Source organism: Stakelama flava, assembly GCF_019351405.1.
Lineage (GTDB): Bacteria > Pseudomonadota > Alphaproteobacteria > Sphingomonadales > Sphingomonadaceae > Sphingomonas > Sphingomonas flava_A.
The window spans coordinates 139,833-165,304 of the sequence record NZ_JAHWZX010000008.1; the positions used below are offsets into that span (position 1 = coordinate 139,833).

Annotated in this window: 23 protein-coding genes and 1 pseudogene; 17 read left to right on the plus strand and 7 right to left on the minus strand. The window is 62.3% G+C overall.

The window, feature by feature from the left end; translation table 11 throughout:
• Positions 1–25 precede the first annotated feature (25 nt).
• The 3 genes from KY084_RS10225 (at position 26) to KY084_RS10235 (ending at position 5,462) form a co-directional block, all read left to right on the plus strand.
• Positions 26–2,908: a TonB-dependent receptor gene (locus KY084_RS10225; protein WP_219238352.1), complete on the plus strand. Its 2,883-nt coding sequence runs from the start codon at positions 26–28 to the stop codon at positions 2,906–2,908.
• A 97-nt stretch (positions 2,909–3,005) separates the two neighbouring features.
• Positions 3,006–4,097, plus strand: a complete 1,092-nt coding sequence (locus KY084_RS10230) for an arabinan endo-1,5-alpha-L-arabinosidase (RefSeq protein WP_219238353.1) — start codon at positions 3,006–3,008, stop codon at positions 4,095–4,097.
• A gap of 27 nt (positions 4,098–4,124) precedes the next feature.
• Positions 4,125–5,462, plus strand: coding sequence for a sugar MFS transporter (locus KY084_RS10235; protein ID WP_219238354.1), 1,338 nt, complete (start codon positions 4,125–4,127; stop codon positions 5,460–5,462).
• 40 nt (positions 5,463–5,502) lie between these two features.
• Here KY084_RS10235 and KY084_RS10240 read toward each other — a convergent pair whose 3' ends face one another.
• Positions 5,503–6,285: a FadR/GntR family transcriptional regulator gene (locus KY084_RS10240; protein WP_219238355.1), complete on the minus strand. Its 783-nt coding sequence runs from the start codon at positions 6,283–6,285 to the stop codon at positions 5,503–5,505.
• Between the two features lie 175 nt (positions 6,286–6,460).
• Between KY084_RS10240 and gyrB the strand changes: the two genes are divergently transcribed.
• Positions 6,461–8,938, plus strand: a complete 2,478-nt coding sequence (gene gyrB, locus KY084_RS10245) for a DNA topoisomerase (ATP-hydrolyzing) subunit B (protein WP_219238356.1) — start codon at positions 6,461–6,463, stop codon at positions 8,936–8,938.
• Positions 8,939–8,980: 42 nt separating this feature from the next.
• On the plus strand, positions 8,981–9,904 hold the full coding sequence (locus tag KY084_RS10250; RefSeq protein ID WP_219238357.1) for a DUF4886 domain-containing protein: 924 nt from the start codon (positions 8,981–8,983) through the stop codon (positions 9,902–9,904).
• 194 nt (positions 9,905–10,098) lie between these two features.
• Here the strand turns inward: KY084_RS10250 and dnaN are convergent, their stop codons facing one another.
• Complete coding sequence (gene dnaN, locus KY084_RS10255) at positions 10,099–11,211, minus strand: DNA polymerase III subunit beta (RefSeq protein WP_219238393.1); 1,113 nt, start codon at positions 11,209–11,211, stop codon at positions 10,099–10,101.
• Between the two features lie 151 nt (positions 11,212–11,362).
• Positions 11,363–12,019 (minus strand): outer membrane protein, encoded by a 657-nt coding sequence (locus tag KY084_RS10260; protein WP_219238358.1) that lies wholly within the window; start codon positions 12,017–12,019, stop codon positions 11,363–11,365.
• 138 nt (positions 12,020–12,157) lie between these two features.
• Between KY084_RS10260 and KY084_RS10265 the strand changes: the two genes are divergently transcribed.
• From KY084_RS10265 to KY084_RS10280, 4 genes are read left to right on the plus strand one after another with little or no spacing between them, the layout of a single operon-like run.
• Positions 12,158–12,799 (plus strand): histidine phosphatase family protein, encoded by a 642-nt coding sequence (locus tag KY084_RS10265; protein ID WP_219238359.1) that lies wholly within the window; start codon positions 12,158–12,160, stop codon positions 12,797–12,799.
• Positions 12,796–13,299 (plus strand): hypothetical protein, encoded by a 504-nt coding sequence (locus KY084_RS10270; protein WP_219238360.1) that lies wholly within the window; start codon positions 12,796–12,798, stop codon positions 13,297–13,299. The genes KY084_RS10265 and KY084_RS10270 overlap by 4 nt, the downstream gene beginning before the upstream one ends.
• A 54-nt stretch (positions 13,300–13,353) precedes the next feature.
• Entirely contained in the window at positions 13,354–14,538 is a 1,185-nt protein-coding gene (gene rlmN, locus KY084_RS10275) for a dual-specificity RNA methyltransferase RlmN (protein WP_246587048.1), read from the plus strand.
• A complete protein-coding gene (locus KY084_RS10280; protein ID WP_219238362.1) occupies positions 14,535–14,969 on the plus strand; it encodes a lysozyme inhibitor LprI family protein in 435 nt (144 codons plus the stop codon). The genes rlmN and KY084_RS10280 overlap by 4 nt, the downstream gene beginning before the upstream one ends.
• 21 nt (positions 14,970–14,990) lie before the next feature.
• On the opposite strand, the gene KY084_RS10285 is transcribed toward KY084_RS10280, so the two are convergent.
• Positions 14,991–15,149, minus strand: coding sequence for a hypothetical protein (locus tag KY084_RS10285; RefSeq protein ID WP_219238363.1), 159 nt, complete (start codon positions 15,147–15,149; stop codon positions 14,991–14,993).
• Between the two features lie 190 nt (positions 15,150–15,339).
• On the opposite strand from KY084_RS10285, the gene KY084_RS10290 reads away from it, so the two are divergent.
• A complete protein-coding gene (locus KY084_RS10290) occupies positions 15,340–16,095 on the plus strand; it encodes a sulfite exporter TauE/SafE family protein (protein ID WP_219238364.1) in 756 nt (251 codons plus the stop codon).
• Here the strand turns inward: KY084_RS10290 and KY084_RS10295 are convergent.
• Together KY084_RS10295 and KY084_RS10300 are read right to left on the minus strand one after the other, a co-directional pair.
• Positions 16,086–17,357: a DUF2254 family protein gene (locus tag KY084_RS10295; RefSeq protein ID WP_219238365.1), complete on the minus strand. Its 1,272-nt coding sequence runs from the start codon at positions 17,355–17,357 to the stop codon at positions 16,086–16,088. The genes KY084_RS10290 and KY084_RS10295 overlap by 10 nt on opposite strands.
• Before the next feature lie 16 nt (positions 17,358–17,373).
• The gene (locus tag KY084_RS10300) at positions 17,374–17,979 is read right to left on the minus strand and encodes a flavin reductase family protein (RefSeq protein ID WP_219238366.1); all 606 of its coding nucleotides are present in this window, start codon (positions 17,977–17,979) and stop codon (positions 17,374–17,376) included.
• Positions 17,980–18,123: 144 nt separating this feature from the next.
• On the opposite strand from KY084_RS10300, the gene KY084_RS10305 reads away from it, so the two are divergent.
• From KY084_RS10305 to KY084_RS10335, 7 genes and pseudogenes are all read left to right on the plus strand, one after another.
• The gene (locus KY084_RS10305) at positions 18,124–18,840 is read left to right on the plus strand and encodes a cytochrome b/b6 domain-containing protein (protein ID WP_219238367.1); all 717 of its coding nucleotides are present in this window, start codon (positions 18,124–18,126) and stop codon (positions 18,838–18,840) included.
• A complete protein-coding gene (locus KY084_RS10310) occupies positions 18,837–19,604 on the plus strand; it encodes a molybdopterin-dependent oxidoreductase (protein ID WP_219238368.1) in 768 nt (255 codons plus the stop codon). The genes KY084_RS10305 and KY084_RS10310 overlap by 4 nt, the downstream gene beginning before the upstream one ends.
• Positions 19,605–19,653: 49 nt before the next feature.
• The gene (locus tag KY084_RS10315) at positions 19,654–20,916 is read left to right on the plus strand and encodes an SAM-dependent methyltransferase (protein WP_219238369.1); all 1,263 of its coding nucleotides are present in this window, start codon (positions 19,654–19,656) and stop codon (positions 20,914–20,916) included.
• Positions 20,917–21,009: 93 nt separating this feature from the next.
• Entirely contained in the window at positions 21,010–22,347 is a 1,338-nt protein-coding gene (locus KY084_RS10320) for an MATE family efflux transporter (RefSeq protein WP_219238370.1), read from the plus strand.
• Positions 22,348–22,385: 38 nt separating this feature from the next.
• Positions 22,386–23,618, plus strand: coding sequence for an argininosuccinate synthase (locus KY084_RS10325; protein WP_219238371.1), 1,233 nt, complete (start codon positions 22,386–22,388; stop codon positions 23,616–23,618).
• 81 nt (positions 23,619–23,699) lie between these two features.
• Entirely contained in the window at positions 23,700–23,957 is a 258-nt protein-coding gene (locus tag KY084_RS10330) for a hypothetical protein (protein WP_219238372.1), read from the plus strand.
• A 146-nt stretch (positions 23,958–24,103) separates the two neighbouring features.
• Positions 24,104–25,120, plus strand: a pseudogene (locus KY084_RS10335) (IS110 family RNA-guided transposase).
• Positions 25,121–25,247: 127 nt separating this feature from the next.
• On the opposite strand, the gene KY084_RS10340 reads toward KY084_RS10335, so the two are convergent.
• A partial coding sequence (locus KY084_RS10340) for a hypothetical protein (protein WP_219238373.1) occupies positions 25,248–25,472 on the minus strand: 225 nt, incomplete at its 5' end.

Sequence of the window (25,472 nt, forward strand, 5' to 3'; positions counted from 1 at the left end):
GACACAAGGTAGGGGAGATCGGCAAATGCTTAACAAGGCCATGATTCTGTGCTCCGCATCGCTTTTTGCGGTCGCAATTGCGGGCCCGGCCCGGGCGCAGGACACAAATCAGGATAATCAGGCGCCCGCCCGGCAGAATGACCGGACCAGCGACGACAGCCAGAACGACACTTCGACACAGCCAGCCGCGCAGGCCCCGGTCGCGCAGGACATCGTGGTCACCGGCGTCCGCGCCAGCCTCAGCAAATCGGTCGAGATCAAGCGCGATTCCACGCAGATCGTCGATTCGGTGGTCGCCACCGATATCGGCAAACTGCCCGACAACAATGTGGTAGAGGCGCTCCAGCGGCTTAGCGGTGTTCAGGTGACCGACCGCGGCGGCGGCGAGACATCGACGCTGTCGATCCGTGGCCTTACCGATCCGCTGACCACCTGGAACGGGCGCGACGTATTCACCGGATCGGGGCGCTCCTTCTCGTTGCAGGATATTCCCGCCAGTCTGCTGAGCCGGGTCGATGTTTACAAGACGCGCGCCGCGGACCAGATTCCCACCGGCCTTGCCGGGCAGATCGACGTCATCACCCGCCGCCCGCTGGATTTCGACGGACTTGCCGTCAGCGCGGTAGCGCGCGGCATCTATGACGAGAGCGCGGAAACCTTCAACCCGAACCTGAACGCCACGATCAGCGATCATTGGGAAACCGGAATCGGCGATATCGGCGTGATGGTGAGCGGCAGCTATTCGCGCACCAAATATCGCGACATGAGCGTGACCGCAGGCGCGCTGGTCCCATTCGCGACTGAGAACCCGCCGGAGGGCAGCCCGTACACCCCGCTTGAGCGCATTTTCCCCGGCTCCGACACCTGGCAGGCCGGCACCAAGGCGGGGTTGCCCTACGAACCCGGATCAACGCTCGACATCAATGGCGTCGAGACGCCCTATTATCTGTCACGCGACGCTGTGTTCAGCAGCGATCTGCACGGCAAGCGCGAGCGGCCTTCGGTCAATGCGGCGCTGCAATGGGCGCCTGACGAGAACCAGACCTATACGGCAGAGTTCATGTGGACCGGCTTTCGTCAATCCACCTTCAACAATCTGATGTTCAGCTATGTCGACTGGTGGGGCGATCTTGGTGATGATCCGGGATCGACCTTCACCCTGTACGACGGCACCAATATCATAAAATCGCGTACGGTCGGCAGCGTGTATGGATTCAATAGTTCCGATTACACAAAATCGAAGACCGACACCTTTGTCTATGCACTGAATGGGCAGTGGAAGGTCAATGATGGCGGCACGATCACTGCCGATCTGTCGTATCAGGACTCCAAATATTCGACCGACTTTTTCGCGATGCGGACCTTCCGCACCGCCGACAGCATCACCGCCGATTTCAATGCAGGCGGCGGGGTCGCCTCCTATCACTTCGGGGATGACAGCCTGCTGACCGATCCGAACCAATGGACGATCGGCGAATTATACGACAACTCGAACACCAACTCCGGCAAAGCCTATACACTGAAAGTGGATGGCGTGCAGGAAGTTGATGGCGGGTTTTTCAAAAGCTTTCAGGCGGGCATTCGCTATGATGACCGTAAGGCGAGCGCTGCCACGCGCAGCTCTGACGCCGGCATACTCGGCCTGCCGCTGACCGCACTGGGCGAAGAAGCGCTCTACACGAACTCCGACTTTTTCAACGGCAGGGCCGATGTGCCTACATCGTGGGTCGTGCCAAACGGATCGTGGCTCTATAAAAATGCCGATACCATCCGGCAGCTCTATCTCGATACCTTGGATACGACGAACGGCATTGCCGTGTCTTCCGACCAGCAGATGATCAACGTCTTCAATATCGACGAGATCACCATGGCGGCCTATTTTCAGGCGAATGCACAGATCAATATCTTCGGGCGCCCGCTCAAATTGCAGGCCGGTGCGCGCTATGTCGATGTAGATACCGATGTGCGTTTCACCGATCAGTACACGCTGGAAACGACGTCGGCATCGGCCACGACCGCGAAAATGCTGCCCAGCTTCACCGCCCGGTACGACATCACGCCGAATTTGCTGATCCGCTTCAACTACGGACAGACGTTGCGGCGTCCGGCATTTGCCGACCTGAACCCGAATTACACGCTTACCGGTGATCTCACCGAAGTCGGATATGGCACCGGATCGCGCGGCAATCCCGATCTGCAACCGACCGAATCGACCAATTACGATCTGTCGCTTGAATGGTATTTCGCGCCCGACAGCATGGTGTACGGCACGCTGTTCCGCCGTGATGTGGAAGGTCTGGTAGTAACCACCACCGCGCTCGAAACGGTAAACGGTACCGGTCTCAATACCAATGTGTTTAACGTGTCGCGGCCGACCAATTCGTCAAACGGGGTGCTGAAAGGCATTGAGGCCGGGTTCGTCGTTTTCCCCGACCTGCCGGGACTCCTCAACGGGCTTGGCGCGCAGGGCAGCCTGACGGTGCTCGATTCCTCGCAGAACGTCCCCTTCGACGTCGACATGAATACCGGCGAGGTGTTGAGCGAGGTCAAGACTGACTTTTTCGGCGTTTCCGATTTCTCCTACAACATCACCGGGGTCTATCAGCACGGGCCGCTCAGCCTGCGGCTCGCCTATGTCTGGCGAAGCAAGTTCCTGTATTCGAACGAAGCGGCGCTTTTTGCCAATCCGATCGGCATCTGGCGCAAACCCGAATCGAGCCTCGATTTCCAGCTTACCTATGACATCACCCCGCATCTCGGCTTCACGCTGGACGCGGTCAACCTGACCAAGCAAACGCAGCAGAACTATTACAAGTTCGAAGATGCCGGCGGGCCGGAGATGTTCAATCTGGGCACGACCATTATTCCGCGCACCTTTGCGATCGGCGTGCGCTACCGGTACGACTGATCCGTTCTTTCGGGAATATCATGCTCGCCGGAATCGGGAAGCGCCTTCCGGTTCCGGCGGGCTTGCCGCCATTCGGCACAAATGAAAGCGAGAGAAGATGACGCCATCGCGCATCGCAACCTGCTCATTTTATGCCGTCGCGCTCACGCTTGCCGGTTGCGCAAGCGATGCCGCCGCCCCTGCCGCCGCTTCCGCCCCGAATGACGGCGCGTCGTCGCAGGTGCCGGTTACGGGCGATATCGTGCCGGTCCACGATCCGGAGATGCTTCGCGACGGATCGACCTATTATCTGTTCACCACAGGCCATGTCGGCAGCCCGCAGGGATTGCTGCCCATGCGCACGTCGCATGACCTGCACGAATGGAAATTCGCCGGCCCCGCCCTTGCCGACATCCCCGCCTGGGCGAAAGAGGCCGTGCCGGGGACGAGCGGCACCTGGGCCCCGCATATCGTGAAGATCGGCGGGCAATACCGGCTATATTATTCAATCTCGACCTTCGCCAAAAATCGCTCGGCGATCGGTCTTCTGACCAATAATGTCCTCGATCCCGACGCTCCGGCGCGCGGATGGCAGGACCGGGGCGCGGTCGTCACGACAAACAGCGACGATGATTACAATGCCATCGACCCGGCGGTGTTTACCGATGCGAAGGGACGCGAATGGATGGCGTTCGGCAGCTTCTGGGGCGGGCTGAAAATGGTCGAACTCGATCCCGCCACCGGCAAAAGGCTGGCAGGCAACCCGCAGGTCTACAGCATCGCAGCACGGCCGCGATTGCGTGCGGATGCAACCGCCCCCGGCGCGGGTAGCGAACCGGGGTCCGGTGCAATCGAAGCGCCGTTCGTGATCGCGCATGACGGGCGCTATTATCTGTTCGCTTCGTTCGGATTTTGCTGCCGGGGCGCGAAGAGCACCTACAGCACCGTGGTCGGCCGGTCCGACACCCCCACCGGCCCCTATATCGATCGCGACGGCACGCCGATGATGCAGGGCGGCGGCACCGAAATCCTTTCATCGGGTCAGGGCGACGACAGCCGTTTCGTCGGGCGCGGCCATGTTTCGATTCTACAGGATGCGGATCAGGACTATATCATCTACCACGCATACGATAGGCAGGCGAACGGCGCACCGACGTTACGGATCCGGAGGATCAACTGGACCGATAACGGCTGGCCGGTAGCCGACTGAAAAGATAGATGAGGAGCAGCGACGTCGATGGTATCTGGAGCACCTGCGGGACCAACTGGAGCCGCGCATCCGCGCAAAACCTATACCGCCGCCCTGTCGGTTCTTGCCTCGCTATTCTTCATGTGGGGCTTCATCACCGTCCTTAACGATATTCTGATCCCGCATCTGAAAATCGTTTTCGACCTGAACTATACCAAAGCGCTGCTGGTGCAGTTTGTATGGTTCATCGCCTATTTCGTGATGTCGATCCCCTCGGCCAAGCTGCTCGAACGCACGGGCTATAAATGGTCGATCGTCATCGGCCTTGGCATCATGGCGATCGGCGCGCTTGGCTTCCTGCCCGCCTCGCAATTCGTATCCTATGGCTTCTTCCTCGCCGCACTGTTCGTGCTGGCGTCTGGAATCACGCTGCTTCAGGTCGCGGCGAACCCGTATGTGTCGGTGCTCGGCCCGCCCGAAACCTCCTCCTCGCGCCTCAATCTTGTTCAGGCGATGAATTCGGCCGGTACGATGGTGGCACCGCTGTTCGGCAGCCTGCTGATCCTTGGCCGAAGCAGTTCCGGATCGGTCGAAGGGGGCGACACCGTCGCTGCCAAGCTGACCGAGGCGCAAAAGCTTGCCGACGCGCAGTCGGTTCAGCTTCCCTATCTCGGCATCGTCGCGGTGCTGTTGATCCTCGCCGTCATCTTCGCGCTGATCAAGCTCCCCGATCTGGGCAGCGACACCCGCCGCCTGGCGCGTGAGGAACGCCGGAAGCACAGCCTTTGGAAACATCGCAACCTGGTGTTCGGCATCCCGGCGATCTTCATCTACCTGATCGCGGAAATCGGCGTGGGCAGCCTGCTCATCAGCTTCATCACCATGCCCGATATCGGCGCGCTGACGCCCGAACGGGCGGGCACCTATCTCACCCTGCTATGGGGCGGGATGATGGTGGGCCGCTTTGCCGGCAGCGTTCTGATGCGCTTCATCCGTGCCGAAATGATGCTGGCGGGCGCGTCGGTCGGTGCGTTCACGCTGCTGATGGTCGTCATCTTCGCCACCGGGCATGTATCGATGTGGGCGCTGGTGCTGGTCGGCCTGTTCCATTCGATCATGTTCCCGACGATCTTCACGCTCGGCATTCGCGGGCTCGGCCCGCTTACCGAAGAAGGGTCCGGACTGCTCATCATGGCGATCGCTGGCGGCGCGCTGGCGACCGGTCAGGGCTGGGTCGCGGATCATTTCGGCCTGCAATGGTCGTTCCTGCTGCCCGCGGCATGCGAACTGTACGTGCTGTTCTACGCTTTGTGGGGCAGCAGACCGACAAATGCGCTGGAAGCCGAACAGCCGCTCGAAGCGGCACCCGCCGGCGTTCCGGAATAAGGATGGATCGGGGGCGCCGGGAACGTACCGGCGCCCTTCGCTACAGGGTTTTTTCGCCATCCATTATCGCGCGCTTTCGCTGCGGCGCGCGCGATTGCTTGGTATCCAGAAACGCCATATCGACCAGTTCGACCATGGCATGGTGCGCGGCGTCGGCATCGCCCGCCGCGACCGCTTCATACACCTTGCGATGATCGGGCAGGGGATCGCGCGGCAACGGGCTGTTGCGTTGCTTGAACACGGTTGTCCACGCCACCGCCGCGCCGACGCCGCTGGTCAGCGTGGTGAGGAACGGGTTCGCCGAAGCCTCCAGCATGGCGGCGTGAAATTCCTGGTCGGCGACGCGTCCCGCTTCGGTCGCGAGCGTGTGTTCGCCCATCGCATCCAACGCAGCGGCCATGCGTTTGACATGCGGCTGCTCACGACGCCGGGCGGCCAGCGCCGCAGCCTGCGGTTCAACGATCCTGCGCAGTTCGAACAGGCTGGCGACCAGCGCATCGTCCGGTTCGGATTCGAATATCCATGACAGAACGTCGGGATCGAGCAGCTGCCATTTCCCCCGCTCACTGACGCGGGTGCCGGTTTTCGGGCGAGATTCGACCAGTCCCTTTGCCGCCAGAATACGCACCGCTTCGCGATAGGCGGTGCGCGAGACGTGCAACCGATCGCTCGCCGCGACTTCGCCGTTCAGCGTTTCGCCGGGTCGGTAGACCCCGGATACGATCTGAATGCCGATGTCGCGCGCAATGGTGCCGTGGATACGCAGCGACTTGCGCCGCGACTGCGCGTCGGGAAGATCATTCGACTTGTCTTTCGACGTCATCTTGCTCTTCTAGCGTGATGTCCGCGCTTAACAACAGTTCCATTTCCGTTCGGACTTTGCGACTTGGACGAAACGTCGGGCGGCATGATCCGTATAAGCACATCGGCGCAAAGCGCGGCGGTGCCGGCCGTGCATTTCGCTTCCGTTTGCGCCCTGCTTTTCCTATATGCATGGCATGGCAACCGACCCCAAGCAGAATGATTACGGCGCAGAATCGATCAAGGTCCTCAAAGGACTGGACGCGGTGCGCAAACGCCCCGGAATGTATATCGGCGATACCGATGACGGTTCGGGGCTTCACCACATGGTGTTCGAAGTTTCGGACAATGCGATCGACGAAGCGCTGGCCGGGCATTGTGACCGCATCCTGATCGAACTGATGCCCGACGGTTCGGTCGCGGTGGAAGATAATGGCCGCGGCATCCCGACCGGCATCCACAAGGAAGAGGGCGTGTCGGCGGCCGAGGTCATCATGACCCAGCTTCATGCCGGTGGTAAGTTCGAAAACACCAATGAAGGCAATGCCTATAAGGTGTCGGGCGGCCTGCACGGCGTCGGCGTGTCGGTGGTAAACGCGCTTTCCGATTATCTCGACCTCACCATCTGGCGCGATGGCGAAGAGCATTATATGCGCTTTCGCAGAGGCGAGGCCGAGGCACCGCTGAAAGTGGTCGGCGATGCGGGATCGCGCACGGGCACTCGCGTGACGTTCCTGCCTTCGCCCGAAACGTTCAAGATCACCGAATTCGATTTCGACAAGCTGGAACATCGCTATCGCGAGCTCGCTTTCCTCAATTCGGGCGTCCGACTGGTGCTGCGCGACAGCCGCCACGAAGAACCGCGTGAGGTGGAGCTGTTCTACGAAGGTGGGATTGCCGCGTTCGTCAAATATCTCGATCGCAACAAAACTTCGCTGCTCCCCGATCCGATCGCGATCGTCGGCGACCGCGACGATGTCGGCATCGACGTCGCGCTGGAATGGAACGACAGCTATTACGAAAACGTCCTGTGCTTCACCAACAACATCCCACAGCGTGACGGTGGCACGCATCTGGCCGCGTTCCGCGCCGCGCTGACCCGTACGCTGAACGGCTATGCCGACCGGTCGGGAATGCTGAAAAAGGAAAAGGTCAGCCTTACCGGCGACGATATGCGTGAAGGCCTGACCGCGATCGTGTCGGTGAAGCTGCCCGACCCCAAATTCGGATCGCAGACCAAGGACAAGCTGGTGTCGAGCGAGGTGCGCCAGCCGCTCGAAAGCCTGATGGCCGACAAGCTGGCCGAATGGCTGGAGGAAAACCCGCAGCCTGCAAAGATGGTGATCCAGAAGATCATCGATGCTGCGGCCGCGCGCGAAGCGGCACGCAAGGCGCGCGACCTTACCCGGCGTAAAGGTGCCATGGACATCGCTTCACTGCCCGGCAAGCTCGCCGATTGTCAGGAACGCGATCCGTCCAAGTCCGAACTTTTCCTGGTCGAAGGCGATTCGGCCGGTGGTTCAGCAAAACAGGGCCGCGACCGGCATTTCCAGGCGATCCTGCCGCTGCGCGGCAAGATCCTGAATACCGAGCGCGCGCGGTTCGACCGGATGATCGGATCAAAGGAAATCGGCACGCTGATCCAGGCGATGGGCACCGGCATTCGCGACGAGTTCAACCTTGAAAAGCTGCGTTATCACAAGATCGTCATCATGACCGACGCCGATGTCGACGGCGCACATATCCGCACGCTGCTGTTGACCTTCTTCTATCGCCAGATGCCCGAGATCATCGAGGCGGGGCACCTGTATATCGCGCAGCCGCCGCTGTATAAGGCGTCGCGCGGCCGGTCCGAGGTGTATCTGAAGGACGACGCCGCGATGGATAATTATCTGGTCGAAAACGGCGTCGGCAACGCGGTGCTCGAAACGCAAAGCGGATCGCGATCGGGCGCGGACCTTCGCGCGCTGGTCGATCATGCGCGGCGGATGCGCACATTGATGCGCTATGTTCCGCGCCGCTACGACGCGTCGATCATCGAGGCGCTGGCGATCGCCCGCGTGCTCGACCCCGAAGCGACCCGCGATCAGCGTGGCGAGCGGTTGCAGGCGGTGGCCGAGCGACTCGACATGACCGACGCCGATGCGCGCTGGTCCGCCGGGCTGACCGATGACGGCGGCATTCACTTCCAGCGTTTCTGGCGCGGCGTGACCGACCATCACATCATCGAACCCGCATTCCTGTCGAGCGCGGAGGCGCGCAAGCTGCACGGCCTGGCGACGGAAGAAGCGGCAAGCTATGCCGCGCTTGCCAAGCTGGTGCCGATCAAGCAGGCCGAAAAAGAAGAAGGCGAAGCGCTTTCCGGCGAAGAAGACGAAGTCGTCGCCGGCAAGGGCGAAACCCTGATCGCACGTCCGTCCCAGCTTCTTGAGGCGATCCTGCTCGCCGGGCGCAAGGGACTGTCGGTACAGCGGTACAAGGGGCTGGGCGAAATGAACGCCGAACAGCTTTGGGAAACGACGCTCGACCCGACCAACCGGTCGATGCTGAAGGTTGAGATCGAACAGGCCGATGTCGCCGACGAAATCTTCACCCGGTTGATGGGCGACGTCGTCGAGCCGCGCCGCGAATTCATTCAGGACAACGCGCTGAATGTCGCCAATCTGGACGTCTAGGCCCGCCGCACGCCTTTTGGCGAAAGAAATCAGGATACCAGCATGAGAATCGGCAAGGCGATCATTTTCGCAGGGGCGATGTTCGCCGCCGCCCTCCCGGCGCAAGCGCAGCAAAGCGCCGACGCCCGCCCGCAAAGCGTTCTGTTCATCGGCAACAGCTTCACCTTCGGCGCGCATTCGGCGGCGAAGGGGTATCGCGCGGGGACCGTGGAGGACCTCAACCGCGACGGGATCGGTGGCGTGCCCGCGCTGTTCAAGCTGTTCACCCGCGAGGCCGGGCTTGACTATCGGGTAAGCCTCGAAACATCGCCCGGCAGGACGCTGCAATGGCATTGGGACAACAAGCGCGCCCTGGTCGACCGCAAATGGGACCATGTCGTGATGCAGGAATACAGCGTACTCGACCCCGAAAAGCCGGGTAATCCTGCAAAGCTGATCGATTATTCGGCGAAGTTCGCGCGGCTGTTCAAAGCGAAAAATCCCGATGTCGATATCTCGCTGACCGCAACATGGACACGGCCCGACCAGACGTTCCGGACGGGCGGGCACTGGTACGGCCAGTCAGTGTATAAAATGGCGCTCGACCTTGAACGCGGATATGACCGCGCGGCGGCCGCCGACGGCGCGATCGACCGGGTGAACCCGGTCGGGCGAGCGTTCAACTGCGCAATTCAGGCCGGGTTCGCCGACGCCAATCCCTATGACGGCATCGCCTTCGATCAGGTCGATCTATGGGCGTGGGACCATTATCATGCGGGCACGCCCGGCTATTATCTGGAAGCGCTGACCGTGTTCATCAGCATCACTGGCCATGACCCGCGCAGCTTTGGCGGGAGCGAGAAGGCGGCGGAAGATCTGGGGCTTTCGCCGAGCGAAGCGATCCGGCTGCAGAATGTCGCATGGGCGAACATGCATGGCGGTGACTGCACCACACTGGCCCAGCAAACGGCGACGTCCGCCCCCTGACCGGTCCGCGGCGGCCGCGCGGCGCATTATACCAAGCTGCATCGATCTGAACCCATCGTAATATCGTCATTGCGAGTCGACGAAGGGCGCGGCGATCGAGATGCGCGATAGGCCGATGGCGGCTGGATCGCCGTATTCCTGCGCTCCCAGCAATGACGCCACGTTCAGTCAGTCGCGCTTAGCGCACTTTGGTATTACACCCGCATCGGCATCAGGACATAGAGCGCGGGCGAGCCTTCATTTTCGCGAATCAGCGTCGGCGCGGCGGCGTCGGCCAGATGCACCTCCACCATATCGCCTTCGATCTGATGCAGGATGTCGAGCAGATAGCGGCTGTTGAAACCGATCTCGAACCCCTGCGCGGCATATTCGCCGGGCACTTCCTCGGCCGCCGCGCCGTTTTCGGGGCTGGTCACCGACAATGTGATCTTGTCCCGGTCGAGCGCCATTTTCACTGCGCGGGTCTTTTCGGTCGCGATGGTGGACACACGGTCGACGCCCTGCATGAACGCGCGCGGGTCAAGCTTCAGCAGCTTGTCGTTCCCGGTCGGGATCACCCGCGTATAATCGGGGAACGTCCCGTCGATCAGCTTCGATGTCAGGATTGCCTGCCCCAGATCGAAGCGGATTTTCGACGGCGAAAGCGACACCCCGACCGATCCGTCGACTTCATCCAGCAGCTTGCGCAGTTCGCCGATGCATTTGCGCGGGATGATGATGTCGGGCATGCCTTCGGCGCCGTCCGGCCGCACCACCGTCACGCGCGCCAGCCGGTGGCCGTCGGTCGCCGCTGCTTTCAGGACCGGCTGGTCGTCATCGGCGACGTGCCAGAAAATACCGTTCAGGTAATAGCGCGTTTCCTCGGTCGAAATTGCGAAGCGGGTCTTGTCGATCATCTGCTTCAACGTTTCGGCCGGAAGCTCGAACGTGGTCGGCAAATCGCCTTCCGCGATGACCGGGAAGTCGTCGCGCGGCAGCGTGGGCAACGACGAGGAATAGCGACCGGCGCTGATCTTCAGCTTCCCTTCCGCCGCGCTCAGTTCGACCTGCGCGCCTTCGGGAAGTTTACGGGCGATGTCGAACAGCGTGTGCGCCGAGACCGTCGTCGTTCCCGCCTGGTCGACGGCCGCCGCCACCGTTTCGTCGATCTGCAGGTCGAGGTCGGTCGCCATCAGGCGAATCGACCCTTCGCCGCTGGCGTCGATCAGCACGTTCGACAGGATCGGGATCGTGTTGCGCCGTTCCACCACCGACTGAACGTGGCTCAGCCCCTTTAGCAAGGTTGCACGTTCGATCGTCGCCTTCATCATTACCCCCGGGGGACAGTCTGTTCGTTCGGTCGCCAGCGTGTGGCGGCGAAATGCTTAAGAAATATCTCTAACGCGAAAAAGGGCCGGAGCAAGCGGCTCCGACCCTTTGCGCATCAAATTGAAACGCGAAACCGCGCTTTTTTTGAAATCAGAAGCGCATGCCGACGCCGGCGACTACCTGATGACGGTCGGTATCGACATCGAAATTATCGGTGTTGTCGCCATTGGCATATTCCAGACGCGCATCGCCATAGTTGGAATAGCGATATTCGATCTTGGCATACAGGTTGCCGTTGAACTGATGCTCGACGCCGGCGCCGACGCGATAGCCGTCAAGATTGAAGTGGTTGCCGGTCTCGGTCTCGCCATCCTGCGCCGTGATGTCGAGGCGCGCATTGGTGTATCCCACCTTGCCGTAGACGAGCGTCGAGGGATTGACGAGCGCACCGGCGCGCACGCCCAGATACAGGTCGCGTCCGGTCTTCACCCGGCCATAGCCGAAATAGCTGGCATCACCGTCATACGGATCGACCTTACCCGTCGAATCGGCGACTTCGCCTTCGACGCCGATCACGGCGCTGCCCAGATTGACGTCATAACCGGCATCGACACCATACTGGAAACCGTCGACCGTCTGGTCGTCGCCGTCGATGTCGCTGTCTTCGCTGCTGCCGGGACGGATGCCGTCATAGCCGGCGATCACGCCGATGCGCGGACCGTTGAACGGAATGTCCTGCGCCATGGCGGGGGCGGCGAAAGCGCCCGTGGCGACGGCGGCAATGGCGGTCATGGCAAGCGTACGCATACTGAAACTCCTTGATCTATCTTAATCCCGTTTGGTCGGGGGATGCGGTAATGCGCAGAAGATGAAAGACGTTGCATGAACCGGAGATAAACGCGGAAAACCGTTGCTTTTGCGCCACAGGGGCTTGAAAGGATCAGCATGGAATCCAGGCGGGAACGGCGCGGGCGCGACTATATCGCGCGGCACGGCGAAACGGTGTTCAATGCCGGGCGTCGATTGCAGGGCGAGCATGTCCATACCCCCCTCACCCGTACAGGCTTCGCCCAGGCGGAGGAGATGGGCCGCGCACTGCGTGCCGAGCTGGGCGAACGCCCCGCCCTCACCTTATGGGCATCGCCCACGGGTCGCGCGCTGCAGACGCTGGCGGTGATCGCCGAACATCTTTGCCTCGACTGGCACGACGCTCGCACCGACCCCCGACTCGTCGAGATCGGGATGGGCGGCTGGGGCGGTCGTTATTATGTCGATGTGGTCGCGCAGGCAGGGCCGGTGATCGATCCGCTGACCGGCCTGCTGCGTCCCGCCCCGGACGGCGAACGCTATCACCAGATCGCCGCACGGGTCGGCGCATGGCTGGATGACAGCGAAAGCGATGGCGACCGGCTGATCCTCATGCATGGCATATCCAGCCGCGTCCTGCGCGGGGTGATGACCGGGGCCGATTCGCACCCCGAATATAGCACGCCGATCGCGCCGGGCCTTCCGCAAGGGTCGGTGGTCCGTATCGAGCGCGGGCGCGAATCGGTACTTCATGAAGGCACCGGCGGGTCGCCCGCATGACCCGCGCCCTGTTTATTGCGCTCTCCATGGTCGCGCTGGCGACGCCTGCCGCGGCGCGCGATTCGCTCGGCATCTATTCGGGATGGGGGGCGTTCCGCGATGCGTCGCCGGCGCGCTGCTACGCCATCGCAAAGCCGGTTCGACCACGCGGGTCGAACGGCTTTGTCGCCATCGCCGACTGGCCCGACGATGGCATACGCGGCCAGCTTCATGTCCGGCTCAGCCGCACGCGCAATACCCGCGCCGCCATCACCCTGTCGATCGGCGAACGGCGGTTCGAACTGATCGGCGGGCCGCGCGACGCATGGGCGCCCGACGCCGATACCGACGCGGCGATCGTCGGCGCGATCCGGTCGGGCCGGTCGATGAGCGTGGAGACGGTCGGGGTCAGCGGCAGGGCCTTTGCCGATGTCTATGCGCTGCAGGGCGCGGCGAGCGCCATCGACGCCGCCGCGCTGGGCTGTTTCGCCCGAAACGGGGCAGCGCCCGCGCGCTGGTAATTGCACGCGCGATCGCGTATAGACGCGCGCATGCAGACAGCGTCGCAAAGCCCCATGCCCATCCCCGGGCATATCGACCCCGTGCCCGTCCCGCGCGCCGCGCCCGCGCGCGAAGACGGCCGTATCGACCTTCTCGGCATGCCGAGGGAGTCGGTGCGCGAAACGCTGGAGGCCGCCGGATGGGAACCAAAGCAGGCGAAGCTGCGCGCCAAGCAGCTATGGCACTGGATATACAATCGCGGCGTCACCGATTTTTCCAAGATGACCGATATCGCCAAAGCGCAGCATCCATGGCTTGCCGAACGGTTCGTCATCTCCCGTCCCGAAACGGTCGAAGCGCAGGTGTCGACCGACGGCACGCGCAAATGGCTGCTCCGGTCACCCGACAGGCAGGATTACGAAATGGTGTTCATCCCCGATGCCGACCGGGGAACGCTGTGCGTGTCGAGCCAGGTGGGGTGCACGCTGAACTGCCGGTTTTGCCATACCGGCACGATGCGGCTGGTTCGCAACCTGACCGCGGGCGAGATTGTCGGACAGGTCATGCTGGCGCGCGACGCGCTGGGCGAATGGCCCAGCCAGCCGGAGGGGCGGATGCTCACCAACATCGTGATGATGGGTATGGGCGAACCGCTGTATAATTTCGAAAACGTCAAATCGGCGCTGAAGCTGGTCATGGACGGCGAAGGTCTTGCGCTGTCGAAGCGGCGAATCACACTGTCGACCAGCGGCGTGGTGCCGATGATGGAACGCTGCGGCGAAGAGATCGGTGTGAACCTTGCCGTGTCGCTGCATGCGACCAACAAGGATGTGCGCGACGAAATCGTGCCGCTGAACAAGAAATACGGGATCGAGGAGGTGCTTCAGGCGTGCGCCGACTATCCCGGCGCGAACAATGCGCGGCGTATCACGTTCGAATATGTGATGCTGAAGGACAAGAACGACAGCGACCACGATGCGCGCGAACTGGTCCGGCTGCTGCGCAAATATCGGTTGCCTGCGAAGGTGAACCTCATCCCGTTCAACCCCTGGGCGGGCGCGCCCTATGAATGTTCGGACCCCGCCCGGATCAGGTCGTTCAGCAATATCGTGTTCGAAGCGGGCATATCGGCACCAGTTCGCACCCCGCGCGGGCGCGATATCGACGCTGCGTGCGGACAGTTAAAAACCGCCAGCGAAAAGAAGAGCCGCGCCGAACGCGACCGGATGGCGGCAGAAGCCGCGCCGCAAAAGGCATGATCGCCGCGCTTGCCCTGCTGGCGCTGGTGCAAACGCAGGCCGAAGGCGATCCCTGTCAGGGAAGCACGACCATCGCGGTCAATCAATGTCTGGCGAACGATGTGGATACCGCTCAGGCGGAACTCGATCGCTATCTGGCTGCCGCGCGAGAACGGGTAGGGCAGACAGAAGACGATCCGCTAGCCGCTACCAAAAAAGAACTGCTCACCGGGTTCGATGCCGCGCAGGATGCGTGGGAAAAATATCGCGATGCGCAATGCGACAATATCTACCGCTATTGGCAGGGCGGCACAATCCGGGGCGCGATGGCGCTGGGTTGCAAGCTGGAGCTGACGCAGCAGCGCACCCATTTCATTTGGGAAAGCTTCCTGACCTATCCCGATTCGACGCCGCCGGTCCTGCCCGAACCGGTGCTGCCCGACAGAAAATAGACCCTAGCGGCGGACGCTGACTTACAGGCGAGGATTGTCCGTCATGGCGCGTTCGCAGCGCGGCTCTGCCTGCAGGACAGGCGCCAGCGCCGGCTTGGCGCGCGTGCCGTACAATGCTTCCGCCGCGACGCGCAGCGATGGGGAATAACGCCGCTGTCCGGGTTCGCGCTGGCCGTTCATCACACACTCCAAAAACACGCTTCGATACAAGAGGCTCCTGCCAGCGATTTGTTGTGGCGGGATGACAGCGTAAAGCCTTCAATAGCAGCGATGTTCCTCGATCGGCCGCGCCGACCGATATTTTCTGGCGAACCGAACGCGTCAAGCGATGGGTCGCCAAGCGGACGCATCGCCCCTAAAGCGCGACGCCATGGACATCGCCACGATTCTTCTGGCGGTCGGTGGCGGATTTCTGGGCGGGGCGATGAACGCGCTGGCCGGGGGCGGCAGCTTCGCGACCATGCCGACGCTGATCGCGATCGGCCTTCCCGCCACCAATGCCAACGCGACGTCCAATTTCGCGCTGCTCCCCGGCGCGGGGGCCAGCGCATGGACGTTTCGCGATGAACTGGGTCCGATCGGCGGGGCGCGGCCGCGCCAGCTCGCCGCGATCACCTTCGCCACCGCGCTGATCGGCAGCGCGCTGCTGGTGGTGACGCCGACCGATGTCTTCGACCTTATCATCCCGTGGATGCTGCTGCTCGCCTTTCTGATTCTGCTGGTCGGCAAGCACGCGGCGGCCTGGCTTGAACAACGGGTCACGATCGGGCGCCGATCGCTGTTCGTCGCGCAGGGGCTGCTTGGCGTATATGGCGGATATTTCGGCGGCGGCATCGGGATGATGACGACCGCGACCTATGGCCTGCTGGCGGGCGCGCATCCGCGCGAGATGTTCGCGGTGCGCACGCTGATGCTGGCGATCGCCAACAGCGCCGCCGCGTTCATCTTCATCGGTTTCGGCATGATCCGGTGGTGGGCGTGCCTCCCGATGCTTGCCGGCGCGCTTGTTGGGGGATGGAGCGCGGCCGCTTTGGGTCGCCGGGTGCCCGCGACGCCGATCCGAATCTGGACGTTGCTATGGACGGCAACCGTGACGATCGCGTTCTTTGTCCGCGCCTATCGCTGAGCCGCCTGGGTAAGCGCGCGGCGATCGGTGTCGGTCTCCGCCCTGGCGCGGGCATGGGCAAGCAGCACGTCGCGATGGTGGACGATCAGTTCGCGCACCACAGGATCGATATCGCGCGCGAGCACCCTGCCATAGATATCGAGCAGGCGCGAGGCCACCGAGGGATAGGGTGCCGCCGCCTGACGAAGCGCCGCGAGCGGCGCGTCGAAAATCGCCGTAAACCGTTGCGGCAGGACAAGCAGCCGCGCCTTGCCTTCGCGATCGCCGATCCATTGCGGCGCCTGCGGCAAAGCGCCGTGCGCCATCATCGCCGCGCCCAGCGTATCGGCACAGGCGCGCGCGGTGTACAGATCGTTCACCGCAGGCGACAGCGCGCGCGCGGCGATTTCCACCAGCAGCCTGACATAGAAAACCGCCCCCTGTGGCGCGCTTCGGAACGATCCGATGGCGAATTGCCGCCCGATGCGACCGTGCCAGCGTGCCTCGCAATCCATGGCGGTACCCAGCGTATCGCCCGCCATCACGAACGCGCCCTGCCCCTTTTCCAGCCGGAAACATCCGCCCGCGCGCCGGGCGATCTCGGCAATGGCGCGAAGATCGATGGTTTCGACATATCCGGCCCGCCGCGCGACGACCGGCTCCCCGTCATCCCAGTCGGGATCGGGACCGGAGGAGCAGCGGTTCGCATAGGGCTGCGCCTCCGCGACGGTATCGGCCCCCAATGCGGCGATCGCGGTGTCGACATGGATGGTGCGCCCCAGATCATGCAGCGCGTAGGACAGCCAGCACAGCAGCGGCACCGTGCCTAATGCGAGCGTTGTGACCGTCAATCGGGCGGTGCGAGCGCCGGTCGCATCAGGATCTATCGCCAGCAGTGCGAGCAACGCCCACACCAGCCCCGCAAGCAGCAGGCCAAGCGTGACCCGCGTCGTCCGCCGCGAAATCCACCGGTCGATCAACCGGACGCCCAGATTGCTTGCCGCCAGCGTGAGCACCAGCAGGCTGATCGAAAAATACAGCGTGACCAGCGCGCTATAGAGCGTGACCAGCGCACTCGCCAGTTCCTGCGCAACGCCGCCGCCGAAATCGAACGGCCAGCCGAGGGTCGCGAGCCAATCGCCCGCCCCGGCCGCATCGCCATATAGCAGCAGCGCGACAAGCGGCACCGCCAGCGTCACCAGAAGCGTGGGCAGCCCCCAATAGCTGCGCCACAGCAGCGCCGCGATCCAATGCGCGGGAGTGCGCGAATGCGGCCGGTTCAACGAAGCGACGCCGCGATCATCGGGGCCGAAACATTTCGAACTTTTCGCCCGGTTCGAAATAGTCGCCCCGGCCGCCGCCGCGCATGATCGGTCGCGCCTTCGCGGTGTCGTAGACGCCATCGACGATCAGGTCGCGATCGATATGGATGCCGACGACTTCCCCCAGTACCAGCCAGCTTTCGATCGCGCCGCCCGATGCGTCCGCAAGCTGAACGACCTGGCTGGTGCGGCATTCGAACTGGACGTGCGATGCGGCGACCCGGCCGGGCTTCACCAGCCGCGAGGCCGCCTGCTCCAACCCCGAAAAAGCGAACTCGTCAACCTGCTCCGTGGTCGATGTCGTATTCATCGCCTCCGCCACGTCGCGAGTCGCAAGATTCCAGACGAATTCGCCCGTATCTTTCGCGTTCGCAACGCTGTGCTTCCACCCGACCGAGCAAAATCCGATGATCGGCGGGCGATAGTTGAACAGGTTGAAGAACGAATAGGGCGCAAGGTTGCGCACACCATCCGCGCTCAGCGTGCTTACCCAGCCGATGGGTCGCGGCGCGACGATGGCGTTCAGCGGATCATGGGCAAGGCCATGCCCGTCGGCGGGTTCGTAAAAATGCATGTCAGCCATGGCCGTACTGGTCGCCGCTTTGTCCGGCATAATCAAGCACCGACAAGCGCTCCGCCCGTGCGGCAGCCGTTCCGCACCGACACGACGGGTTCTAATCGGCGCGGCTTGGTATAAGGAAGCCATTCACAGCAATCGGGAGAAGGCATGAGCGAGCGAAAGGACCGGCGCGGCATCTATCGCCACCGGCTCGCCACGCGGCTCTGGCATTGGGTCACCGCAGCGACGATATTCGTGATGCTGGGATCGGGACTGATGATCCTGAACGCGCATCCGCACCTGTATTGGGGTCAGTATGGCGCGAATTTCGACCATCCGTGGATCAGCTTTTCGCGCTTTCCCGGATGGATGACGATCCCGTCCACCTATAATCTGGCGCTCGCCCGGCGCTGGCACCTGACCTTCGCGCTGCTGCTCGCCTTCGCGCTGCTCGCCTTCATGATCGCAAGCCTGATCAACCGCCATTTCCAGCGCGACCTGCGCGTGGCTCCGCGCGAACTGGCGCCGGGGCATTTATGGTGCGACCTGAAGGCGCATCTCGCCTTTCGCTTTCACGATCCTGCCCGGCCGGGTGCCTTCAACACGCTGCAGAAACTGTCCTATGTCGCGGTCATCTTCGTGCTGCTTCCGCTCATCATCGGTACAGGACTCACCATGTCGCCGGGGATCAACGCCGCCTGGCCGTGGCTGCTCGACCTGTTCGGGGGGCGGCAGTCGGCACGATCGATCCATTTCATCACCGCGACGCTGATCGTTGCGTTCATCATCGTCCACCTGACGCTGGTCATCCTTGCCGGTCCGCTGGGCGAGATACGATCGATGATCACCGGCTGGTGGCGGGTGCCCGCGGGAGACGGCGAATGACGAAGCTGATCACACGCCGGCACGCGGCCGGCGGGCTGATCCTCGGTGCGGGCGGGCTGCTTTCGGGCTGCGATGCACTGGGCGACAACCAGACATTCCGCAAGGTTATCTATTCGGGCGACGGCATCAATCGCCGGCTGCAACGACTGGTGAGCGATCGAGGCGCGCTCGCCCGCGAATATTCCCCGCGCGAAATGTCGCCGCGCTTCCGCACCAACGGCACGCGCGATCCCACGAACCCGGAATATACGGCGCTGGCGAAGGGTGGTTTCGCGAACTGGAAACTAACGGTCGACGGGCTGGTGGAACGTCCGCTTGCCATCAGTCTGAACCAGTTGCGTTCGATGCCCGCGCGCTCCCAGATTACGCGGCATGACTGTGTCGAGGGGTGGAGCGCGATCGGCAAATGGACCGGGCCGCGCCTGTCGCTGATCCTCGACATGGCGCGCTTGAAACCGGCGGCCCGATACATCATTTTCCATTGCGCCGACGCGTATCGCGGGGGCACCGAACCTTATTATGAATCGATCGACCTGATCGATTCTTTCCACCCCCAGACGATTCTCGCCTGGGCTATGAACGATTCTCCGCTGTCGATCGGGCATGGCGCGCCGGTGCGGCTGCGGGTGGAGCGACAATTGGGCTACAAGCACGCCAAATATGTCATGCGGATAGAGGCGGTTGCCTCGCTCGACCATATCCGCGGCGGCAAGGGCGGCCTGTGGGAGGACATGGCAGGATATGACTGGTACGCCGGAATCTAGGCATCGGAACGGGCTGGAAACGTTCGGGCGAAAGGGGTAATCGCACGACATGGCTCTGATCGATCGATTTCTTGAACGCATGGTCAAGCGCGGTGAGTTGACCGTTCAATTTCCCAACGGCAGGCAGCGCACTTTCGGCAGCCCCGACCCGGTTCTGAGGCCGGTCACCCTGCACATCACCGATCGCAAGGTACTTTCGCGGATAGTGGCCGACCCTGCGCTGGGCGCGGCCGAAGGCTATATGGACGGTAAGCTGAAAGTGACTCGCGGGGACATTCGCGACCTTGTCGTGCTTGCCCGGATCAACAGCACCTGGGAGCATAAGCGCAGCGCGCTGAACGCCAGCATGTCGCGCAAGCTGCTCAACGGCATCGCGCACCGTATTCAAAGCCATAATGCGGCGCGGACGTCGAAACAGAATGTCGCGCATCATTACGACCTGTCCGACCGGCTCTACGATCTTTTCCTCGATACCGACCGGCAATATAGCTGCGCCTACTGGATCGATCCCGACAATGAATCGCTCGAACAGGCGCAACTCGACAAAAAAGCCCATATCGCCGCCAAACTGTATCTGAAGCCGGGTATGAAGGTGCTCGACATCGGCTGCGGCTGGGGCGGAATGGCGCTTTACCTGCACGAAAAATTCGGCGTCGACGTGCTCGGCGTGACGTTGAGCGAGGAGCAGATCAAGGTCGCGCGGCGCCGTGCCGAGGAAGCCGGCGTTTCCGATCATGTAAAGTTCGAGATCATCGATTATCGCGATATCGACGGCAAGTTCGACCGGATCGTTTCGGTCGGCATGTTCGAACATGTCGGCACGCCGCAATATCCGGTGTTTTTCAGCAAATGTCGCGAACTGCTGAACGATGACGGCGTGATGCTGATCCACACGATCGGCCGGATGGGCCCGCCCACCGTTACCGACAGCTTTACGCTGAAATACATCTTTCCCGGCGGTTATATCCCCGCCCTGTCGGAGATGATCGCGCCGAACGAACCCAATTACATGTTCGTCACCGATGTCGAAGTGCTTCGCCTGCACTACGCCTATACGCTGAAAAGCTGGTATGATCGCACCGTCGCGGCGAAGGATGCGATCATCGACCTGTATGACGAACGCTTCTACCGCATGTGGCTCTTCTATCTCGCCGGGGCTGAAACCGCGTTCCGGTACGGCGACCTGGTCAATTTCCAGGTGCAATATGCCCGCGATCGCAACACCCTGCCGATCACGCGCGACTACATGCTGGAAACCGAAGCGTCGTTGAATCAGGCCGTACCAACGGCGCGGCATCAGGCGGCCGAATAGCAACCGGGCGGGGCCGCCGGTCCCGCCTTTTGCGGCTTCCCGTTCATCTGCGCGCTGTTCATTCGTATCGCGCGCCCATAAGGCGGAGCGGCCATGACCGCTCGCCCGCTTTCCCGCAGCGCCATTTTCGCACAGGCCTGGCCCATCATATTGGGGCAGACCACGGTGCCGCTGGTCGGACTTGCCGATACGGTGGTGATCGGCCGCACCGGTGATGCCGCCGCACTTGCCGGCGTGGCGCTTGGCACCACGGTCATCAACTTCCTGTTCTGGACCTTCGGCTTTTTGCGGATGGGAATGACCGGCATGACCGCGCAGGCACAGGGCGCGGATGACGAGGACGAAGTGCGCGCGATGCTGATCCGCGGGCTGGTGCTTGGCCTCGCCATCGGAAGCGCGCTGTTCGTGCTGCAATGGCTGCTGATTCCGGCCGCCTTCGCGCTTCTGGCGGGCGGTGAGGCGATTGACGCGTCGGCAAAGGGCTATGTCGCCGCGCGCTTCTGGGGCGCGCCCGCCTCGCTTGCCGTTTTCGCGATCAATGGCTGGCTGCTCGGCCTGGGGCGCACCCGCGCGGCGCTGGTGCTTCAGATCGTCATGAATCTCATCAATGTCGTGCTTGATATCCTGTTCGTATGGAAGCTGGATATGGGCGCTGCCGGTGTCGGTCTGGGCACCGCGCTCGCAGAATGGTCGGCGCTGGTCACGGGACTCGTCATCGCGGCGCGGGTGCTGGGGCCGGGTATGGCGCGCAGCATCGGCGAGCGGCGAAAGGAACTGTTCACCCGGCCCGCGCTGCGGCGGCTGTTCGCGGTGAATGCGAATATCATGATCCGAACGGTCGCACTGCTGATGATGTTCGCCTGGTTCGCCAATGCAGGCGCGCGACTGGGCACCGTTCCCCTCGCCGCGAATCAGGTGATGATGCAGTTCGTCAGCGTTTCGGCTTTCGTCCTGGATGGGTTCGCCTTCACTGCCGAATCCCGGATCGGCGGCGCGATCGGGCGCGGATCGCGTGACGACTATCTGCGCGCGATCCGGCTGACGGGCGAATTCACACTGGCCGCCGGATTGCTCTTCGCGGGCCTTTTCTTCACCTGCGGCGATGCCGTCATCGATATGGTCACCAACAATGAAGCGGTGCGCGATCAGGCTTCGGCGCTGCTTCCCCTCACCGCGCTGGTGCCGCTGATCGGCGCGCCCGCCTGGCTGTTCGACGGCATCTTCATCGGCGCGACGCGCGGGGCCTCGCTTCGCAACGCTGCGCTGGTTTCGACATGCGCCTATATCCTCACCGATCTCGCGCTGCGGCCTGCCGGAGCGCAGGGCGTGTGGATCGCGCTGCTGGCGGGATACGGCTATCGCGCGCTGGCGCTCGGCTGCTATCTGCCCGCACTCACGCGAAGCATTGCGCAAGCGGACCGGGGGGCATAGAGCGGCGCGCGGTGTTTGCTGCAGCGTGAAGGAACGACATGGCCGACAAGATCGATCGCCCGGATATCAAGAAAGTCGTGCTCGCCTATTCGGGCGGCCTCGACACGAGCGTGATCCTGAAATGGCTGCAAACCGAATATGGGTGCGAGGTTGTTACCTTCACCGCCGATCTGGGCCAGGGCGAGGAACTCGAACCGGCGCGCAAAAAGGCGGAACTCGCGGGCGTGAAGCCCGAACATATCTATATCGACGATCTGCGCGAAGAGTTTGTACGCGATTTCATCTTCCCGATGATGCGCGCCAATGCGCTGTATGAAGGGCTGTATCTGCTCGGCACGTCGATCGCGCGCCCGCTGATTTCCAAACGGTTGATCGAAATCGCCGAAGAGGTCGGTGCCGACGCGGTCGCCCATGGCGCAACGGGCAAGGGCAATGACCAGGTCCGCTTCGAACTGTCGGCCTATGCCCTCAATCCTGACATCAAGGTCATCGCCCCGTGGCGCGAATGGGATCTGACCAGCCGCACCGCGCTGATCGATTTCGCCGAAAAGCATCAGATTCAGGTGCCCAAGGACAAGCGCGGCGAAAGTCCCTTTTCGACCGATGCGAACCTTCTGCACACCAGCAGCGAGGGCAAGGTGCTGGAAGACCCGTGGGAGGAAGTGCCCGATTACGTCTTCTCGCGCACGGTGAACCCGGAAGACGCGCCCGACGAACCCGAAATCATCACGATCGATTTCGAAAAGGGCGACGGCGTCGCGCTGAACGCGCAGGCGATGAGCCCGGCAAGCCTGCTCACCGCGCTCAACGACCTTGGCCGCAAGCACGGCATCGGCCGGCTCGATCTGGTCGAGAACCGCTTTGTCGGCATGAAGAGCCGCGGCATGTACGAAACGCCGGGCGGCACGATCTATGCCGCCGCCCATCGCGCGATCGAACAGGTCACGCTCGATCGCGGCGCAGCGCATCTGAAGGATGAACTGATGCCGCGCTATGCCGAACTGATCTATAACGGCTTCTGGTACTCGCCCGAACGCGAAATGCTGCAGGCCGCGATCGACCATAGCCAGGAAAAGGTCGCCGGGACCGTTCGGCTGAAGCTTTACAAGGGCGGTATCCATATCATCGGCCGTAAATCGCCCTATTCGCTCTACAGCGAAAAGGTGGTCACGTTCGAAGACGATGAAGGCGCCTATGATCAGCGCGACGCGGAAGGCTTTATCAAGCTGAACGCACTTCGCCTGCGCCTGCTCGGCCGCCGGGACGGATAAGCGGGCAGGCATCGGTCGCCGGAAGGATATATTAACCCTGTCGGTATAGGGTATTGCTGCATTTTGGATGAGCAGCGCCCTATGCCGACACAGTATCGTGAAATCAGAAGCGCCGCGCTGCTGATTGCGATCCTTTCGGTCTATTACGGCGCTGTTGTTGCGAGCGGCCGGGTAGCTTCGGATGAACTGATAAAGCTCAGCGCCGTTTATCTCGGCGGGGCGGCGGCGTTATGGGCGGTTCTCGGTCTCATCGGCCTTTTGGCAATGCTGGCACGTCATGGCATTCTTCCGACCGCCGGACAGCGCCCTCTCCTCCAGCACTTATTTTGCGATATCTGAACGAACGTTGGCACCGTGACTATGCAACGTCACTGGTGCTGCCACCGATATTAATGGCATTGTGAGGTATTGGGTTGGACGGCTCCCAACGGCATCGCGATGTGCCAGGGTGATGTCGTTGTAGGACTCACACGATGGAACCGCCCATGGAACAGATTATCCGCATAGGCATGGACACGTCAAAGAACGTTTTTCAGCTGCATGGCGTCGATGGGGCGGACAGGCCGATCCTGCGCAAGAGGCTGAGGCGCCGGGAGATGATGCGATCTTTCGAGAAGCTGCTGCCGACCGTTGTCGCCATCGAGGCCTGCGGCAGCGCGCATCACTGGGCGCGCCTTCTCGGTTCATTCGGCCACGAGGTAAAGTTGATCGCGCCGCAGTTGGCGAAGCCCTACGTCAAGCGCGGCAAGAACGATGCAGCGGATGCCGAAGCCCTGTGCGAGGCGATGAGCCGACCGACAATGCGGTTCGTGCCGGTAAGAGTGCCGACCAGCAGGCTGCGCTCATGCTTGTGGGCATGCGCACTAGGCTCATCAAGAAGCGCACCCAGCTTGCCAATGCGATCCGGGGCTTCGCTGCGGAATTCGGGATCGCCGCAGCAACGGGCATGTGCCGGATCGAGCCCCTGCTCGATCGCATAGCGGCTGACGAGCGCCTTCCTGAACTTGCGCGCGAACTGTTCGCGCTTCATGGCCAGGAGTACGCGCAGCTTCTGCACGAAATCGAGCGGGTCGAGGCGAAGGTTATGGAATGACATCGCAACGACGAATGCAGCCAGCGGCTCGCAAGGATTCCCGGCGTCGACCCGATCGGTGCATCCTTGCTGATGATGAAGGCTCCGGACCCGCGCATGTTCAAGTCCGGGCGAGACTTCGCAGCTTGGATCGGTTTGATGCCCAGAGATCATCCGACTGCTGGCAAGGTCAGGATCGGAGGCATCACACGATGTTGGCGATGAACTCTTGCGGAGCACGCTGGTGGTTGGAGCAACCGCCGTTCAGCATGCCCATCGCACCGGAGGTAAGAATGCCTCGCCCTGGCTGCTGGGAATGCTCGAACGCAAGAAACCCAAGCTCGTTGCGGTTGCGTTCGTCAACAAGATCGCCTGGAAGCTAATGGTGAGCGACCGAAGGACAGATCAGCCGTCCGCTGCAGCTGCATAAAGGATTGGCCAGACACGACGAGCAACGGCTGATGCTGTCGCGCTGAGCTGATGCCGGATTTTGCAAGAGAAGAGCAGATGGTGCGATTGATCGAACCCAGGCGACATTCCATTGAGTAGCCCTATCATTACAGTTGCAATTTGGTTGTGAGGTGAGCCGGTTTTGCTGCGGCTTGATGAACTCGCCTCCAGCATGACCAGGCGATGATGCAGGCAGGCTCGATCCGGCGTTGAGCGAGTTTGACGGCGATGCGCCGGACCTCCTGAACGGACCAGCGGATCAACTCCTGATGGCGGGCATCTTCGGTCTTTTTGGGGGCGTGGTGTTGTTGGCGCGGTATCGGACTACAGCC

Coding starts and splice junctions, on each gene's coding strand:
- KY084_RS10320 (WP_219238370.1), top strand. CDS start 21,010: ATGACCGCTCGCCCGCTTTCCCGCAGCGCCATTTTCGCACAGGCCTGG.
- KY084_RS10235 (WP_219238354.1), top strand. CDS start 4,125: ATGGTATCTGGAGCACCTGCGGGACCAACTGGAGCCGCGCATCCGCGC.
- KY084_RS10240 (WP_219238355.1), bottom strand. CDS start 6,285: ATGACGTCGAAAGACAAGTCGAATGATCTTCCCGACGCGCAGTCGCGG.
- KY084_RS10285 (WP_219238363.1), bottom strand. CDS start 15,149: ATGAACGGCCAGCGCGAACCCGGACAGCGGCGTTATTCCCCATCGCTG.
- KY084_RS10305 (WP_219238367.1), top strand. CDS start 18,124: ATGAGCGAGCGAAAGGACCGGCGCGGCATCTATCGCCACCGGCTCGCC.
- KY084_RS10325 (WP_219238371.1), top strand. CDS start 22,386: ATGGCCGACAAGATCGATCGCCCGGATATCAAGAAAGTCGTGCTCGCC.
- rlmN (WP_246587048.1), top strand. CDS start 13,354: ATGCCCATCCCCGGGCATATCGACCCCGTGCCCGTCCCGCGCGCCGCG.
- KY084_RS10290 (WP_219238364.1), top strand. CDS start 15,340: ATGGACATCGCCACGATTCTTCTGGCGGTCGGTGGCGGATTTCTGGGC.
- KY084_RS10315 (WP_219238369.1), top strand. CDS start 19,654: ATGGCTCTGATCGATCGATTTCTTGAACGCATGGTCAAGCGCGGTGAG.
- KY084_RS10300 (WP_219238366.1), bottom strand. CDS start 17,979: ATGGCTGACATGCATTTTTACGAACCCGCCGACGGGCATGGCCTTGCC.
- dnaN (WP_219238393.1), bottom strand. CDS start 11,211: ATGAAGGCGACGATCGAACGTGCAACCTTGCTAAAGGGGCTGAGCCAC.
- KY084_RS10230 (WP_219238353.1), top strand. CDS start 3,006: ATGACGCCATCGCGCATCGCAACCTGCTCATTTTATGCCGTCGCGCTC.
- gyrB (WP_219238356.1), top strand. CDS start 6,461: ATGGCAACCGACCCCAAGCAGAATGATTACGGCGCAGAATCGATCAAG.
- KY084_RS10330 (WP_219238372.1), top strand. CDS start 23,700: ATGCCGACACAGTATCGTGAAATCAGAAGCGCCGCGCTGCTGATTGCG.
- KY084_RS10270 (WP_219238360.1), top strand. CDS start 12,796: ATGACCCGCGCCCTGTTTATTGCGCTCTCCATGGTCGCGCTGGCGACG.
- KY084_RS10280 (WP_219238362.1), top strand. CDS start 14,535: ATGATCGCCGCGCTTGCCCTGCTGGCGCTGGTGCAAACGCAGGCCGAA.
- KY084_RS10310 (WP_219238368.1), top strand. CDS start 18,837: ATGACGAAGCTGATCACACGCCGGCACGCGGCCGGCGGGCTGATCCTC.
- KY084_RS10265 (WP_219238359.1), top strand. CDS start 12,158: ATGGAATCCAGGCGGGAACGGCGCGGGCGCGACTATATCGCGCGGCAC.
- KY084_RS10260 (WP_219238358.1), bottom strand. CDS start 12,019: ATGCGTACGCTTGCCATGACCGCCATTGCCGCCGTCGCCACGGGCGCT.
- KY084_RS10225 (WP_219238352.1), top strand. CDS start 26: ATGCTTAACAAGGCCATGATTCTGTGCTCCGCATCGCTTTTTGCGGTC.
- KY084_RS10250 (WP_219238357.1), top strand. CDS start 8,981: ATGAGAATCGGCAAGGCGATCATTTTCGCAGGGGCGATGTTCGCCGCC.